The sequence below is a fragment of the Bartonella bovis 91-4 genome (genome assembly GCF_000384965.1).
GTDB classification, from domain to species: Bacteria; Pseudomonadota; Alphaproteobacteria; order Rhizobiales; family Rhizobiaceae; genus Bartonella; species Bartonella bovis.
In genome coordinates, this window is the sequence record NZ_CM001844.1 from 387,169 (window position 1) to 402,625 (window position 15,457).

The 15,457-nt window shown below is 36.0% G+C and carries 13 protein-coding genes; 5 read left to right on the forward strand and 8 right to left on the reverse strand.

Translation table 11 applies throughout. The annotated features are described in order from the left end of the window. Positions 1 to 92: 92 nt before the first annotated feature. The 4 genes from ugpB to BBBE_RS01700 form a co-directional block, all read right to left on the reverse strand. Positions 93 to 1,418 (reverse strand): sn-glycerol-3-phosphate ABC transporter substrate-binding protein UgpB, encoded by a 1,326-nt coding sequence (gene ugpB, locus BBBE_RS01685; RefSeq protein ID WP_010700886.1) that lies wholly within the window; start codon positions 1,416 to 1,418, stop codon positions 93 to 95. Positions 1,419 to 1,791: 373 nt separating this feature from the next. After that, complete coding sequence (locus BBBE_RS01690; RefSeq protein ID WP_010700887.1) at positions 1,792 to 2,730, reverse strand: metal ABC transporter solute-binding protein, Zn/Mn family; 939 nt, start codon at positions 2,728 to 2,730, stop codon at positions 1,792 to 1,794. Between the two features lie 9 nt (positions 2,731 to 2,739). Beyond that, entirely contained in the window at positions 2,740 to 3,612 is an 873-nt protein-coding gene (locus BBBE_RS01695) for a metal ABC transporter permease (protein ID WP_010700888.1), read from the reverse strand. A 25-nt stretch (positions 3,613 to 3,637) separates the two neighbouring features. Beyond that, complete coding sequence (locus BBBE_RS01700; protein ID WP_051093582.1) at positions 3,638 to 4,372, reverse strand: ABC transporter ATP-binding protein; 735 nt, start codon at positions 4,370 to 4,372, stop codon at positions 3,638 to 3,640. 632 nt (positions 4,373 to 5,004) lie between these two features. Between BBBE_RS01700 and nrdH the strand changes: the two genes are divergently transcribed. Genes nrdH through nrdF form a run of 4 tightly spaced genes read left to right on the forward strand, consistent with a single transcriptional unit; the run spans position 5,005 to position 8,747 of the window. Then, positions 5,005 to 5,229: a glutaredoxin-like protein NrdH gene (nrdH, locus tag BBBE_RS01705; protein WP_010700890.1), complete on the forward strand. Its 225-nt coding sequence runs from the start codon at positions 5,005 to 5,007 to the stop codon at positions 5,227 to 5,229. Then, on the forward strand, positions 5,229 to 5,621 hold the full coding sequence (gene nrdI, locus BBBE_RS01710; protein WP_010700891.1) for a class Ib ribonucleoside-diphosphate reductase assembly flavoprotein NrdI: 393 nt from the start codon (positions 5,229 to 5,231) through the stop codon (positions 5,619 to 5,621). The genes nrdH and nrdI overlap by 1 nt, the downstream gene beginning before the upstream one ends. Continuing rightward, positions 5,609 to 7,759, forward strand: coding sequence for a class 1b ribonucleoside-diphosphate reductase subunit alpha (gene nrdE / locus BBBE_RS01715; protein ID WP_022708628.1), 2,151 nt, complete (start codon positions 5,609 to 5,611; stop codon positions 7,757 to 7,759). Before nrdI ends, nrdE begins: the two co-directional genes overlap by 13 nt. Before the next feature lie 13 nt (positions 7,760 to 7,772). After that, positions 7,773 to 8,747: a class 1b ribonucleoside-diphosphate reductase subunit beta gene (gene nrdF, locus BBBE_RS01720; protein ID WP_010700893.1), complete on the forward strand. Its 975-nt coding sequence runs from the start codon at positions 7,773 to 7,775 to the stop codon at positions 8,745 to 8,747. On the opposite strand, the gene prmC is transcribed toward nrdF, so the two are convergent. The 4 genes from prmC to secA all read right to left on the reverse strand — a co-directional run bounded on the left by prmC (position 8,744) and on the right by secA (position 14,014). Then, a complete protein-coding gene (prmC, locus tag BBBE_RS01725) occupies positions 8,744 to 9,610 on the reverse strand; it encodes a peptide chain release factor N(5)-glutamine methyltransferase (protein WP_010700894.1) in 867 nt (288 codons plus the stop codon). The genes nrdF and prmC overlap by 4 nt on opposite strands. Then, on the reverse strand, positions 9,607 to 10,686 hold the full coding sequence (gene prfA, locus BBBE_RS01730) for a peptide chain release factor 1 (protein WP_010700895.1): 1,080 nt from the start codon (positions 10,684 to 10,686) through the stop codon (positions 9,607 to 9,609). Before prfA ends, prmC begins: the two co-directional genes overlap by 4 nt. A gap of 178 nt (positions 10,687 to 10,864) precedes the next feature. Beyond that, positions 10,865 to 11,281, reverse strand: a complete 417-nt coding sequence (locus tag BBBE_RS01735) for a Fur family transcriptional regulator (protein ID WP_010700896.1) — start codon at positions 11,279 to 11,281, stop codon at positions 10,865 to 10,867. Positions 11,282 to 11,296: 15 nt separating this feature from the next. Beyond that, entirely contained in the window at positions 11,297 to 14,014 is a 2,718-nt protein-coding gene (gene secA / locus BBBE_RS01740; protein ID WP_010700897.1) for a preprotein translocase subunit SecA, read from the reverse strand. A 416-nt stretch (positions 14,015 to 14,430) separates the two neighbouring features. Here secA and BBBE_RS01745 point away from each other — a divergent pair, with 416 nt between their 5' ends. Further along, complete coding sequence (locus BBBE_RS01745; RefSeq protein ID WP_010700898.1) at positions 14,431 to 15,381, forward strand: peptidylprolyl isomerase; 951 nt, start codon at positions 14,431 to 14,433, stop codon at positions 15,379 to 15,381. Positions 15,382 to 15,457 lie beyond the last annotated feature (76 nt).

Below are 15,457 nucleotides of genomic sequence, written 5' to 3' on the forward strand. Positions count from 1 at the left end.
CTCTTTAGTAAGAAGCGTTAGAAGAGAAACCGAAGTTGAAAAAATCAGCTTTTAAAGTCGAATTTTTAACTTTTAACAATAATCATGAAATCTTAATAATTAGCTTTTTCAAATTCACGCAAAAGTTTATTGCCGCGTTCAACTGCTTCATCCAATCCAGCTTTAGGTGTTTTAGAGCCGTTAAGAATAGCTTCCAATTCTTGATCAAGGATAGAACGAATTTGTGGTAAGTTACCAAATCTTATTCCTTTTGAGTTTTCTGTTGGTGGGTTAAGGTCAATTTGTTGAATAGCAATATCTGAACCTGGGTTTTTTTCATAGAAATGCTGTTCTTTGTTTAGCTCGTAAGCAGCTTTTGTGATAGGGAGATAACCTGTTGTCTGATGCCACTTTGCTTGATTATCTGTCCGCGAGAGGAATTTGAGAAAAGCTGCTGCTCCTGCATATTCTTCAGGCGTGTGACCTTTTAAAACCCAAATAGAAGCACCTCCAATAATTGAGTTTTGTGGTGCATTTTCCACATCAGCATAATAGGGGAGCATACCAAATCCAACGTTAAACTGAGCTTCTGAAATGATGCCACTACGTGATCCTGAAGATTGTATAAAAATTGCACAATGTTGCGCCATAAACATTGGAGCTGCATCTAGTGCGCCAGCCGGGCCACCGTAGCGGAAAATGCCTTGATCTGACCATTTTTTAAGGTCAGTCCACATACGTACTTGCAAAGGTCCATTTATTGTTAATTCTGAATCAAGCCCACTAAAACCATTTTTTTTTGTTCCAAAGGGGATGTTATGTAACGCTGAAAAATTTTCTAAGCCAATCCATTGGGCGGCATAAGCCATTGTAAAACCACAACTTGCTGCTTTACTGTCGAGAATTTTTTGGGAAAAATTTTCGACATCTTGCCATGTTTTGGGAGGCTGTTCTGGATCAAGTCCTGCTTTTTTAAAAATGTCTTTATTATAAAAAAGGATTGGTGTTGAAACATTAAATGGCATAGAAAGTATTCGTCCTTTCTCATCAGAATAATAGCTGCTGATGGTAGACAAATAGTCTGCAGAACTAAATTCTTGCTTTGTATCATTCATGAGCTGATACAGCGGGTAAATTGCACCTTTTGCAGACATCATGGTACTCGTACCAATTTCATAAATTTGGGCAAGAACTGGTTGCCGTTTTCCGCGAAATGCTGCAATAAGTGAGACCATACCTTCTTCATATTCTCCACGAAATGAAGGAATGATTTTGTAATCAGATTGGCTGGCATTAAAATCATTAATTAAATTTTCAGTTTGTTTTCCTAGTTCCCCGCTCATAGAATGCCAAAAGCTGATTTTTGTTTGCGTGAAACCAGTTGTTGCTGCAGTCATAACAATTGCAAATGCTGCTGTGGAAAGATAAAAACGGTTCATAATTCACCTTTTCTGAGTTAATGGAACACAGTTTTTTCAAGATTATTATGATGCGAATATCATGATGGTTCATTTCAGAAATACGTTAATTCATTTAAACATGAACCATGAAAAGGTCAAACGAATTTATATAAGCTTACCAGTTTTTACTGTTTTAGAATTATTATATACAAATGAATACAGTAATAAACTATAGGCAATATGGTTACAATAATTCCAAAAAAAATAGAAGACTCATCAAAAATGAAAACAGTCAATATTATTTAGATGAGAATGCACGGTATTTAGATTTATTATCTTCAGTAAAATACTGTTAGATTTTATAATATTTATTGATAGTTATAAACATTATTTGAGAATTGTTGTTTATGTCTTAGTTATTAATAATTTGGGTGGTTTGTATTGCATTGATGATAGTGTTAACGTTGTATTGTATCATACTCAGATAAGTTGCTGCAGGGCCGTTTTTTTCTGATAATGCATCAGAATACAGAGTGCCGCCAATTTTCAAACTTGTTTCTTTTGCAATCTGTTCTATAAGACGGGGATTGGAGATATTTTCAACGAACAATGCAGATGCTTTATTGGTTTTAATTTGCCTAATAAGGTTAGCGACATCTGCTGCGGTCACTTCTGTTTCTGTTGAAACACTTTGAGGTGCAAGTATAGTAAAATTATATTCATGAGCAAAATAATTAAAAGCATCGTGAGATACAATAATGGTGCGCTTGTCTTTTGGGATAGCAGCGATTTGTGTTGTGATGGTTGTTTGTAGTGTATCTAGTTTTTGAATATAAGCATGGGCATTTTTGTTGTAGCTTTCACATGATTGTTGATCGATTTTACAAAAGGCAACAGCAATATTTTTGACATAAGTTTTTACATTAGGGATAGCCTGCCAAGCATGTGGATCAACACTGTTATGATGATGATGTTTTGTACTATGTTCTTGATGTTTGAATGTAGAGGTAGGAATGTTGGCACTAGCTTCAATAAGAAATGCTTTTGTACCGCTTGCTGTGATGAGTTTGTCAATGGAATCTTCTAAATGAAGTCCGTTTACAAAAATAATATGAGCGTCTTTAAGAACTTTTACATCACGTGGAGTGGGTTCATACGTATGAATGCTCGCATTAGGACCAACTAGAGTTATCAGAGAAATATGATTACCTCCTACATTTTCTACCAAGTCTGCAAGAATAGAAAAGCTTGCGACAACTTTGATCTTATTATCTGCAGCAGCAGAAAATGAAAAAAAAGGACAGAATAAAATAAAGCCAAGCAAAACAAATTGTTTAACACGTGTATGCATATTGTTTTCCTACGATAAAGAAGAGGTATAAAAAAGACGAGGGAACCGTACTGCAATAAGGCCACGTGGGCTTATGAAGCAAGAAAGAATATAGATAAATCCTGCAACTAAAATAATAGCAGGGCCAGAGGGAAGCGACATGTGAAAAGAAAGTAATAGCCCAAATGTGCTGGAAATTATTCCTAAAATTATAGATAATACACAAATAGGCCCTAGCCGCGAAAGCCAAAAACGAGCAGTGATGGCTGGAATCATCATAATGCCGACCGACATTAAGGCTCCTAGTGAATGGAAGCCACCAACTAAATTAAATGCCATAAGTCCGAGCAGTAATATATGGATATATTTTCCTAATGGAGAAAGTGATTTAAAAAACAATGGATCAAGACTTTCCATTATAAGAGCACGCCAGAAAATACATAGACTGCTTATTGTTACCAACATTATGGTGGTAATTAACCAAAGGGCTTGTGTGTCAATAGAAAGAACTGAACCAAATAAAAAATGAAGCAGATCAACACTTGATCCTTTAAGTGAAATAATAATAACTCCTCCTGCCAACGCAATAAGATAAAAAACTGTCATTGATGCGTCTTCTTTTTGAAAGCTATTTCGTGAAATTAAAGCAGCTGCTAATGCAACAATAATACCCGCCACGATTCCACCAACAGCCATAGGAATGAGGACAAATCCATAAAACAGAAAAGAAATTGCAACACCAGGAAGAATAGCATGAGACATAGCATCGCCTATTAAACTCATTCCACGTAATGTCAGAAATACACCAATGGGACAGGCGCTAATTGCCAGTATAGTCGAACCGATTAAGGCATTTTGCATAAATTTGAAATCAATGAAAGGTACCAGAAAAAATGTGTACACGTATTATGATCCAATCTACTTATAATCATTTACTAGGCGATATTGTTTTAGGTAAATTGTTAGGAGAAAAGCTGGGTATAAAAAATGGCATGATACGATGATCGTTTCTAGGGGTGAAAAACGGTGCTGTTTTTCCATGAAAGACACATTGTTTATTGATCTGAATCATTTGGGGAAAATGCTCTTGAACAATGAGAGGATCATGCAGTGCCATAAGAATAGTTCGTCCTTGCTTTTGCCAGTGGGTAATTAGTGTAAGAAGATCTTTTTGCGTATTAAGATCCACCCCGTTGAAAGGTTCATCAAGCAATATGATGTCAGAATCCTGTACAATGATACGTGCAAAAAGAGCACGCTGTAATTGACCACTTGATAGTGTATCAAGTGAGCGGTTAGCGAGCTCTGTAAGCCCAACCATTTCGAGTGCATTTTGAATTTTATCTTGATAAAAGCGCTGGTTTTTCAACAATCCGCAAAAAGACCACAGTCCTGTCTTTATAAGCGCTTCTACATTGATTGGAAATGTTCGGTCAATTTCACACTGCTGGGCAAGATAAGCGATACGGCTTTTCACTGATTTTGTAATTTTACCATTGATAGGTTTAATCAATCCTGCAATAGCCTTAAGCAATGTAGATTTTCCAGAACCGTTGTCACCAGTTATTGCGATTAATGAGTTCGCTGTTAATTTTGCTGAAAAATTCTTTATTATTACCTTATTTGCATAACCTAGTGTTACATTGTTGAAATATAAGCACATATCCATACCATTTTTATTGTCTCTAAATAAGTTATGTTATATAATTACATTTGTCAATGAAATGTTATATCATTGCATATGTTTTGGAAGGTTGTGTACTTCAATGGGAAGATCGTGGAAAATTCAAAATAATGCTTGAATTTTTCTTGACGAAATAATGTGCGTGTATACTATATATAGTATCGAAATGATTGATGATTCTAAATGAGCGCAAATGAGAATATCACGCATTTTTGAAGCTTTGATTGCTTCTACAATATAAGCAAAAATAAAATTGTATTGTGAATAATTGATAGTAGTTCCGCTAAAGTGTCTATTTAGTGGGGGCCTGCGTTTATTTATAAATCAGAAACTTTTTTGCAATGTAGAAGCCTAGAAGGATATAGGTGAGGTGAGATGTTAGAAATATCGTTTTGTAACTGATTATGAAATGATCATTTGTTTAGCATCAAGTTTTTATTATATGGAGTGTGATAACTTAATATCTAAAGGTTTGTATTTATTTGTAATTGAAATATAGCCACATGCATTTTGTATGAAAGTTACTGTTTTTATCATTTTTTAAGTGTCTGTATAAATTGTCAGAATAAACTTTTTTAGGTTGTTTTTTTGAAATATGAAAGTTGAAGAGAATGTCTATAACTATTTATAGTAAGCCATCTTGTGTCCAATGTAATGCTACTTATCGTGCCTTTGATGCTAAAGGTATTAGTTATCGTATCGTTGATATTTCTCGTGATAAACAAGCCTATAATTTTATTCAATCTCTAGGGTATCGTCAGGTTCCTGTAGTTGTGTGTGGTGAAAATCATTGGTCGGGTTTTAGACCAGATATGATTAATGGTCTTTGTGGCTAATGGGGCTTATTGTCTATTATTCGAGTGTAACGGGTAATACTGAGCATTTTGTTTCTCAGTTAGGTCAACAGCTTTTCAAAATTGATAAAAAAAAGCCATCTGTGTTGGTTGGAAAGCCCTATATATTGGTTGTACCTACTTATGCAGATGGAGAGGGTAGGATGGCTGTGCCAAAGCCTGTTATTCACTTCCTTAATGAAATAGAAAACCGTAAATTAATTCGTGGTGTAATTGGAGGTGGAAATCGTAATTTCGGTTGTAATTATAGTTTAGCAAGCAAGATCATTTCTGAAAAATGTTTTATACCTTGTCTTTATCGTTTTGAATTACGTGGAACAGATGAAGATGTTTTTTTTGTTAAAAAGGGATTAGAGAAGTTTTGGAACAAATAGATATGGAAGGGCTGCAAAAGCCGGGTCAAATTACAGATTATCATGCACTCAATGCAATGCTTAACCTTTATGATGAGAATGGTCATATTCAATTTGATATGGATCGCCTTGCTGCACGGCAATATTTTCTTCAGCATGTTAATCAGAATACGGTTTTTTTTCATGATTTGAAAGAAAAAATAGATTACCTGATAGAAGAAGGCTATTATGAGAAAGAATTATTTGAGCTTTATGATTTTTCTTTTGTAAAGAACCTGTTTAAGCGTGCTTATGCATTTAAGTTTCGTTTTCCTACTTTTTTGGGGGCGTTTAAATATTATACCAGTTATACGCTAAAGACCTTTGATGGGAAGCGTTATCTTGAGCGTTATGAAGATCGTGTTTGCCTTGTTGCTTTATATTTAGCGCAAGGCAATAAAACTCTTGCTGAATGTTTGGTTGATGAGATTATTACAGGGCGGTTTCAACCTGCAACACCAACATTTTTAAATGCAGGAAAGAAGCAACGAGGTGAATTGGTATCGTGTTTTTTATTGCGGGTTGAAGATAATATGGAATCAATCGGCCGCTCGATTAATTCAGCTTTACAACTTTCAAAACGTGGTGGAGGTGTTGCACTTTGTTTGACTAATTTGCGAGAAGCAGGAGCGCCGATCAAACAGATAGAAAATCAGTCATCTGGTGTTTTGCCTGTGATGAAATTGCTAGAAGATGCATTTTCTTATGCTAATCAACTTGGTGCGCGGCAAGGTGCGGGTGCTGTTTATTTACATGCGCATCATTTAGATATTATGACATTTTTAGATACAAAGCGCGAAAATGCTGACGAAAAAGTTAGAATCAAAACTCTTTCGCTTGGTGTTGTTATTCCTGATATTACTTTTGAACTTGCGCGTAATAATGAAGATATGTATCTGTTTTCGCCTTATGATATTGAACGGGTTGTGGGGAAACCTTTTAGCGACATTTCTTTGACAGAGCATTATCGATCTTTTGTTGATAATCCAAAGATCCGTAAAAAGAAAATAAGTGCGCGTGTTTTTTTCCAGACATTAGCGGAAATACAGTTTGAATCAGGTTATCCGTATCTTTTGTTTGAAGATACAGCTAATAGAACCAACCCGATAGCAGGTCGTATTAATATGAGCAATCTATGCTCAGAAATTTTGCAAGTAAATGAAGCAAGTGAGCTGGAAACGGATCTAACTTATCGTACAGTTGGGAATGATATATCGTGTAATCTTGGTTCAATGAACATTGCAAAAGCGATGGAAAGCAGTGATTTTGGTTGGACAGTGGAAACAGCTGTTCGTGCTCTTACTGCTGTTTCTGATATGAGTAATATTGCATGTGTACCTTCTATTGCGAAAGGAAACTCCGAAAGTCACGCAATTGGTTTGGGACAAATGAATTTGCATGGTTTTTTAGCGCGTGAACGGATTTATTATGGGTCGCCGGAAGCAATTGATTTCACTAATATCTATTTTTATACAGTGACATATCACGCACTGCGTGCTTCCAATTTGATTGCGCGCGAACGTCAGAAAGTATTTGTGGGATTTGAAAAATCAGCTTATGCAGATGGCCGCTTTTTCACAAAATATATTGAAAAAGAATGGAAACCACAATTTTCACTTGTACAAGAACTTTTTGCACGTAATAATATCATTATACCAAATCAAGAGGATTGGGAGGAGCTCAAGAAATCAGTTATCGAACATGGGCTTTATAATCGCAATTTTCAGGCTATTCCACCTACAGGGTCTATTTCTTACATTAATCATGCGACTTCTTCAATTCACCCAATTGCTTCAAAGATTGAAATTCGTAAAGAGGGTAAGATTGGGCGCGTTTATTATCCTGCTCCTTATATGGATAATACAAATTTAGATTTCTATCAGGATGCTTATGAGATTGGGCCTGAAAAAATTATTGATACTTACGCCGCTGCAACGCAGCATGTAGACCAAGGTCTTTCGTTGACCTTATTTTTTCCTGATACGGCTACTACGCGTGATGTTAACTGCGCACAAATTTATGCTTGGAAAAAAGGCATAAAAAGTATTTATTATATCCGTCTGCGGCAAAAGGCATTGAGTGGAACAGAAGTTGATGGCTGTGTTTCGTGCAGCTTGTAGAAGGAAATATCATATGACACGAATTTCAACTAAAAATCCTGTTATTTGCGCTGTAAATTGGAATAAGTTGCATGATGAAAAAGATCTTGAAGTTTGGAATCGTTTAACTGGAAATTTTTGGTTGCCTGAAAAGGTACCGCTTTCCAATGACATTTCTTCATGGGCAAGTCTAACAGAAGAAGAGCGCAAGCTGACAATTCGTGTTTTCACAGGGCTGACTTTGCTTGATACAGTTCAAAATACTGTAGGAGCCATTTCACTTATGGCTGATGCAATAACAGAACATGAAGAAGCTGTTTTGACAAATATTGCATTTATGGAAGCGGTTCATGCACGTTCTTATTCTTCTATTTTTTCAACCTTATGCTCAACAGTAGAAGTTGATGATGCTTTCAGATGGTCAGAAGAAAATGCTAATTTACAGAAAAAAGCGACATTAATACTTGAGCGTTATGAAAGAAGTGATCCGCTAAAGAAAAAAATTGCTTCAACTCTGCTTGAAAGTTTTTTATTTTATTCTGGTTTTTATTTACCTATGTATTGGTCAAGTCGTGCTAAGCTGACTAATACAGCTGATTTAATTCGGCTTATTATCCGTGATGAGGCGGTTCATGGTTATTATGTTGGTTATAAATTTCAATTAGGGTTTGCTAAACTTGATGAAGCTAAAAAGCAAGAAATAAAAGACTTTGCTTTTAATATGCTGTTTGATCTTTACAGTATTGAATGTAAATATACTGAAGATCTTTATGATGCTATTGGATTGACAGAAGATGTTAAAGTTTTTCTTCATTACAATGCGAATAAGGCATTAATGAATTTGGGTTTTGAGCCTCTTTTCCCGCCTGAAGTTTGTCGAGTTAATCCTGCCATTTTGGCGGCTTTATCACCAAATTCTGATGAAAATCATGACTTCTTTTCAGGTTCAGGCTCTTCTTATGTTATTGGTAAAGCAGTTGCAACCACAGATGAAGATTGGGAATTTTAAGTATTAAGTAAAAAAAGAAGTGCGCGAGGTATGCCATTTAAATCTTTGCGCATTTCTAAATATTTAAATCCGTTTTTTTCAAACAAATTGCAGACTTCTCTTTGCTGAGAATATCCGATTTCAACAGCGACATAGCCTTTTTCTTTTAGATAATTTGCTGATTCATGTGCGAGTTTTCTATAAAAATCAAGGCCATCTTTTCCACCAACCAAAGCACGCAGCGGATCATGCTGACGCACTTCTTTTGCAAGGTTTTTGATATCTTTTTCTGGAATATAAGGTGGATTAGAAATAATAAGGTCAAATTGGCCTGTAACAGAAGTGAACCAATCACTAAGTAAAGGTGTAAAGCGTTGCGCAATATTTGCGTGTTTCGCATTTTTTGTAGCTGTTTTTAAAGCATCTTCAGAAATATCGACAGCTATCGCATAAGTTTGAGTAATTTGTTTGAGAATAGCAATAGCAATAACACCACTTCCTGTTCCCATATCAAGCAAAGTTGCTTTCCCTTTTTTTTTCACTTGTTTTTTAAGGATTGGCAAAACAAGATCAACAAGCGTTTCTGTATCGGGACGTGGCTCTAATGTATCTTGAGATAAAGCAAATGATATACCATAAAACTCTCGTTTTCCAATAATACGATGGGTAGGCTCTCCAGTAATACGGCGCTGTATGGCTTTTTCTAATTGCACGATCTGTTCAGAAGAAAGACGCATATTTGGTCGCAGAATTTGATCAGTTGGGTTTGTATTTGTTATCCACTCAACAAGTAGCTTTGCATCAAGATTGGCTTCAGGAATTCCTTGATATCGCAATTTTTCCTGGGTTCTCCGGATGGTATTATTGAGAGAATGATCACTCACTTGTTATTGTCCATTTCAGTAAGGAGTACTGTTTGATGATTGGAAATAAGTGCATGAATAAGCTCATCGAGATCTCCCTCCATGACACGATCAAGCTTATACAAAGTGAGATTAATGCGATGGTCGGTCACACGTCCTTGTGGGAAATTATAGGTACGAATACGTTCCGACCGATCACCGGAGCCAACTTGAATTTTACGAGATTCTGAACGCTCATTTTCTACTTTTTGTCGTTCAATATCAAATAAACGCGCGCGTAAAATTTGGAGTGCACGTGTTCGGTTTTGATGTTGTGATTTTTCTGCTTGTACGACCATAATTCCTGTTGGAATATGGGTGATACGTACGGCTGAATCTGTTGTATTTACATGCTGCCCACCTGCACCAGAAGCACGCATTGTATCAATACGAATATCTTCAGGGTGAATTTCAATGTCGATTTCTTCGGCTTTTGGGAGTACTGCCACGGTGGCAGCTGATGTATGGATACGTCCACCAGCTTCTGTTTCAGGGATCCGTTGTACACGATGAACACCTGATTCAAACTTAAGTTTGGAAAATACACCTTTGCCAGAAACAGTAGCAATAATTTCTTTGTATCCACCAACATCTCCATCACTCAATGAAATGATTTCAACTTTCCAATTATGAGTATTAGCGTAACGTTCATACATGCGAAAAAGGTCACCAGCAAAAAGCGCTGCTTCTGCCCCACCTGTTCCTGCCCGAATCTCAATAATGGCACTTTTTTCATCAGCAATATCTTTGGGCAGAAGAAGAATTTGGAGTTCACACTCAAGTTGCTCAATTTTTTGACATAATAATAGCAGTTCTTCCTGAGCAAGATTGCGCATCTCCACATCTGTTTGCTTATCATTAATGATGTTTTTGAGCTCTGCTATTTCTTTATAGAAAGCATTTAATGTGCGTATGGGGGTAACGATTAGCTGCAATTCTGCATATTCAGAAGCTAATTTTATGTAAGTTTCGGTATTTTGGCTTCCAGCCATTTGGCTTTCAATTATTTCAAAGCGCTTTTCAATCTGCTTTATACGGTTTTGTGGCAAAGAAACCATGGGCAATATTAGCCTAATTTACTATAATATTAATAGTTCGTATATTCATCATATGGTAGAAGTTTGATCAAGCAAAAAAACATTTTTAACTATGAAAACTGTAAAATTCTAAAGCGAATTTGTGTAAAACTTATTTTACGTAAGCAATTTTTGAATAAGACACATAAAATTCACCAATTTAGGAATTACGTTTTTTTCCATAAAGTTCAAGACGGTGGTGAATTATATCATAACCGAGAGAATGGGCGATCTCTTTTTGTAATTTTTCAATAATATCGGACTGAAATTCTATAATGCGTCCCGTTTCTACATCAATAAGATGATCATGATGTTGTCCATTTGCTTGCTCAAAACGTGATGGACCACCACTGAAGGCATGACGATGAATTGTCCCATTTTCTTCTAATGTTTTCATTGTGCGATAAACAGTCGATAGTGAAATACTAGAGTCTATTTTGTTTGCATACTGAAAAATTTCAAATGCATTGGGATGATCATCTGTATCTGTTAAAATATCGAGAATAACGCGTCTTTGGCGCGTTATTCTTAAACCTGCAGCTCGCAATACTTGTTCATAATTTTGTTTTTTATCCATCTTAACTGTCTACTTCTATATGAAGGAGCCATGACAATGTTTATATTTTTTTCCTGAGTTGCAGGGACAAAGCTCATTGCGTCCAATTTTTCCCCATGTGGTTGGATTATTGGGGTTACGTTCGGCTGGATCAACAAATCTATTTTCTTGTGTTCGAGCCCATAAGAAGGTATCATTTTTTTCATTTTGATTATCAGAAGAAGAATGGCCAGTATGGGGTTGCACAGGTTTTGTTGGTTCTATAGGTTGTTGAATAACCTCAAAACGTGTGAGTTTAGAAATAGCATTTCTACGTAGGTTTTTGAGCATGGTTTGAAAGAGTTCAAATGCTTCTGTTTTATATTCATTGAGAGGATCTCGTTGGGCATATCCACGAAAACCAATAATAGAGCGTAAATGATCTAAATTAACCAGATGTTCACGCCATAACGTGTCAATTGTTTCAAGCAATATAGCTTTATGAAAGTAAGCCATAATTTCTGGACGATATTGTTCAGTGCGCTCATTTTCAAGTTTGGTAACAGCTTCTAATACACGTTCGAAAATTTTCTCTTCAGCAACTCCATCTTCTTTTACCCACTCTTCCACTGGCAGTTCAAGATTAAAAAGCTGATGAAGTTCTTTTTGCAAAGCTTTCGTATTCCATTTTTCAGAATATGTTCCAGATGGAATGTAGGTTTCTACCAAATTATCAACAACTTCATGTCGCATTTCACTAATTGTTTCCATCAAATTTTCTGCATTCATAATCTCCATGCGTTGCTCAAAAATAACTTTGCGTTGATCATTCATCACATTGTCATATTTTAACAAATTTTTACGGATTTCAAAGTTTCGTGCTTCAACTTTTTTCTGAGCTTTTTCAAGTGCTTTATTAATCCATGGGTGGATAATGGCTTCATCTTCTCTCAATCCGAGTTTTTGGAGTACGCTATCCATACGGTCGGATCCAAAGATACGCATAAGATCGTCTTGAAGTGAGAGAAAGAATTTTGAACGACCTGGATCACCTTGGCGTCCAGAACGACCACGAAGCTGATTGTCAATACGACGACTTTCATGGCGTTCAGTAGCAAGGACATAAAGACCGCCAGCAGATAATGCTTTTTCTTTAAGTTGCTTGACGTCTTTTATAATTTCTTCAATTCTAGCAGTTCGTTCTGCTCCTTCAGGAATATCCTGCAGTTCTTGTCGAATTCGCATCTCAACATTGCCACCAAGCTGTATGTCGGTACCGCGACCTGCCATATTTGTTGCGATGGTTAATGCTCCAGGAACACCAGCTTGCGCGATAATATATGCTTCTTGTTCATGGTAGCGGGCATTTAAAACTTTAAAGTTGGTAATGCCTTCTTTGCGTAAACGTTCTGCTAGTTGTTCTGATTTTTCAATAGAAGTAGTACCTACAAGGATAGGCTGTCCTTTTTCGTGTGCTTGACGAATATCACGGATAATGGCACGATATTTCTCTTCTGCTGTTCGATAGATTTCATCATCTTCATCAAGACGCTGTACTGGAAGATTGGTAGGGATTTCAACAACTTCAAGGCCATAGATATTATTGAATTCTTCAGCTTCTGTTACAGCAGTTCCAGTCATACCAGACAATTTTTTATACATACGGAAATAATTTTGAAAAGTAATAGATGCTAATGTCTGATTTTCTGGTTGAATGGCTACATGTTCTTTGGCTTCTAGTGCTTGATGCAAACCTTCAGAATAACGCCGTCCTGGCATCATACGGCCTGTAAATTCGTCAATGATGATGATTTCGCCATTACGAACAATATAATCTTTGTCCTGGATAAATAGTTTATGAGCTTTTAAGGCATTGTTGATATGGTGAACAGTAGCGACATTTTCTATGTCATAAAGACTTCCACTTTTAAGAAGTCCGGCTTGTTTGAGCATTTTTTCAATTTTTTCAGTACCGGTTTCGGTAAAGATTGTTGTTTTTTGTTTTTCATCTATTTCGTAGTCTTCTGGAGTTAGAGAAGAAATAAATGTATCAATAAGATTATAGAAGTCGGTACGATCTTCTAGAGGACCGGAAATAATAAGAGGGGTACGTGCTTCATCTATAAGGATTGAGTCAACTTCATCGATAATTGCATAGTGATGTTCACGCTGGACCATTTGGTCGCGATTAAAGGTCATATTATCGCGTAAATAATCAAAGCCCAATTCATTATTTGTCGCATAAGTAATGTCACACGCATAGGCTGCTCGGCGAGCATCACTATCGAGATCATGCAGAATAACACCTGTGCTTAGCCCCAAAAAGCCGTAAATTTTGCTCATTGCTTCAGCGTCACGACTAGCGAGATAATCGTTCACAGTAACAACATGAACGCCTTTTCCCTCTAATGCATTGAGGTAAACTGGCAAAGTTGCCATTAATGTTTTACCTTCACCGGTACGCATTTCAGCGATGCCTCGGTCATGAAGAACCATTCCGCCGATGAGTTGTACATCAAAAGGGCGCATGCTATAAACACGCTTTGCTGCTTCACGGACAGTTGCAAAAGCTTCCACTAAAAGAGAATCAACAGTTTCACCTTCGGTTAATCTTTTACGGAATTCACTAGTTTTTTTGCAAAGCTGTGTATCACTTAATTTTTGGAATTGCTCTTCTAACGCATTAATTTGTACAACTTTTTGGCGAAAAGTTTTGATACGACGTTCATGAGTCGAACCAAAAAGTTTGCGTACAAAAACACCTAAATTGACCATTTCTGGTCCTTTCTTTTATTTATTACCTTGCGGTTGGTCGCTTCAATATTTCAAATAATTGTCCTAATTTTTGTATCTCTTAGAGGTACTTGATACAATAAATGTGGGTAGTATTATCATATTTCTAGTAGAATAACTTCTTTATATTTAAATTTTATAATAGAGATAAAAGGCTAAATTCATTGTGTCAACTTTAGGAATACTATTTAATTGATAGAATATAGAATGATTTGGGGTATAATATGACATTTTTCACTATTGATTATGGTGTATATTATCTGAGTAAAATAAGCTAAAAGGATAAATTCTGTGTTTTTTAGACAAAATTGCTAATTTATTTATTATGTTAAAGATTAAAGTGCTATGATAAAAAAATTGAAGCCTGGAAATGCATTCATTCTTAGAGGAGTATATTTATGAAATTCAAATTAACAACGCTCTTTGTGACAACAACTTTATTGGTAGGCACAAGTTTGAGTGTAATGGCTCAAGATCACGTAAAGTCTGTACCGAATGACTTGAATACTTTGAAGAAAGCTTCTGAAAAATCAGTTGCACCTTCTCATGTTATGGCTATTATTAATGGGAAAAGTATTACAGCGGGGGAATTAGACGAGTTAGCACTTGAAATAAATCCTAATTTAGCGCGTCTTTCTGATGAACAACGCCGTATAACAGTTTTAAAAGCCTATTTAGATATGCAAGCGCTTGCTAAAGCAGCAATTGAGGAAGGTATCGATAAGACAGAAGTTTATAATAAACGCATGGTTATTATGCGTGATAATGTTCTTCAGCAGCTTTATTTTAAACAGATGGTTGTTGATAAGATTAAAGATACTGATTTACAAGCTCTTTATGATAAGGAAGTTGCTGCTTTGCCTAAAGAAGATGAGGTTAAAGCGCGTCATATTTTGGTCAAAACGAAGGAAGAAGCAGAAGCTATTATTAAGCGTTTAAAGAAGGGTGAAAATTTTGAAGAGATTGCAAAAAAATATTCAACAGATGGTTCGGCTTCTGTTGGTGGTGATCTCGGTTATTTTAGTTATGGTCAAATGGTTAAACCCTTTGAAGATGCTGCATTTGGTTTGAAAGTTGGTGAATACACTAAAAAACCCGTTGAAAGTCCATTTGGGTGGCATATTATCAAAGTGGAAGATCGTCGCCTCAAACAACCTCCTGCATTTGATGATGTTAAAGAGGTATTACGTACACAGATTATGAAAGATCGTTATCATACACTAATTACCGATTTACGTAATAAGGTAGATGTGAAATATCCTGATTCTCACATTGCAAAACTCATGCAATCGCTTAATGAAAATAACGCAGCCCTTCCAGGTGAAACATCTAATGAAGAAGAGGAATAATACCTTTTCAGTCTGGGTTATTTGATGTTCTTTCTTTTTCAAAAATTTCAGCAGTTATTTAATTGCGTGAGATTTT

Coding starts and splice junctions, on each gene's coding strand:
- nrdI (WP_010700891.1), top strand. CDS start 5,229: ATGGGGCTTATTGTCTATTATTCGAGTGTAACGGGTAATACTGAGCAT.
- nrdF (WP_010700893.1), top strand. CDS start 7,773: ATGACACGAATTTCAACTAAAAATCCTGTTATTTGCGCTGTAAATTGG.
- BBBE_RS01700 (WP_051093582.1), bottom strand. CDS start 4,372: ATGTGCTTATATTTCAACAATGTAACACTAGGTTATGCAAATAAGGTA.
- BBBE_RS01745 (WP_010700898.1), top strand. CDS start 14,431: ATGAAATTCAAATTAACAACGCTCTTTGTGACAACAACTTTATTGGTA.
- nrdH (WP_010700890.1), top strand. CDS start 5,005: ATGTCTATAACTATTTATAGTAAGCCATCTTGTGTCCAATGTAATGCT.
- ugpB (WP_010700886.1), bottom strand. CDS start 1,418: ATGAACCGTTTTTATCTTTCCACAGCAGCATTTGCAATTGTTATGACT.
- prfA (WP_010700895.1), bottom strand. CDS start 10,686: ATGGTTTCTTTGCCACAAAACCGTATAAAGCAGATTGAAAAGCGCTTT.
- BBBE_RS01690 (WP_010700887.1), bottom strand. CDS start 2,730: ATGCATACACGTGTTAAACAATTTGTTTTGCTTGGCTTTATTTTATTC.
- BBBE_RS01735 (WP_010700896.1), bottom strand. CDS start 11,281: ATGGATAAAAAACAAAATTATGAACAAGTATTGCGAGCTGCAGGTTTA.
- secA (WP_010700897.1), bottom strand. CDS start 14,014: ATGGTCAATTTAGGTGTTTTTGTACGCAAACTTTTTGGTTCGACTCAT.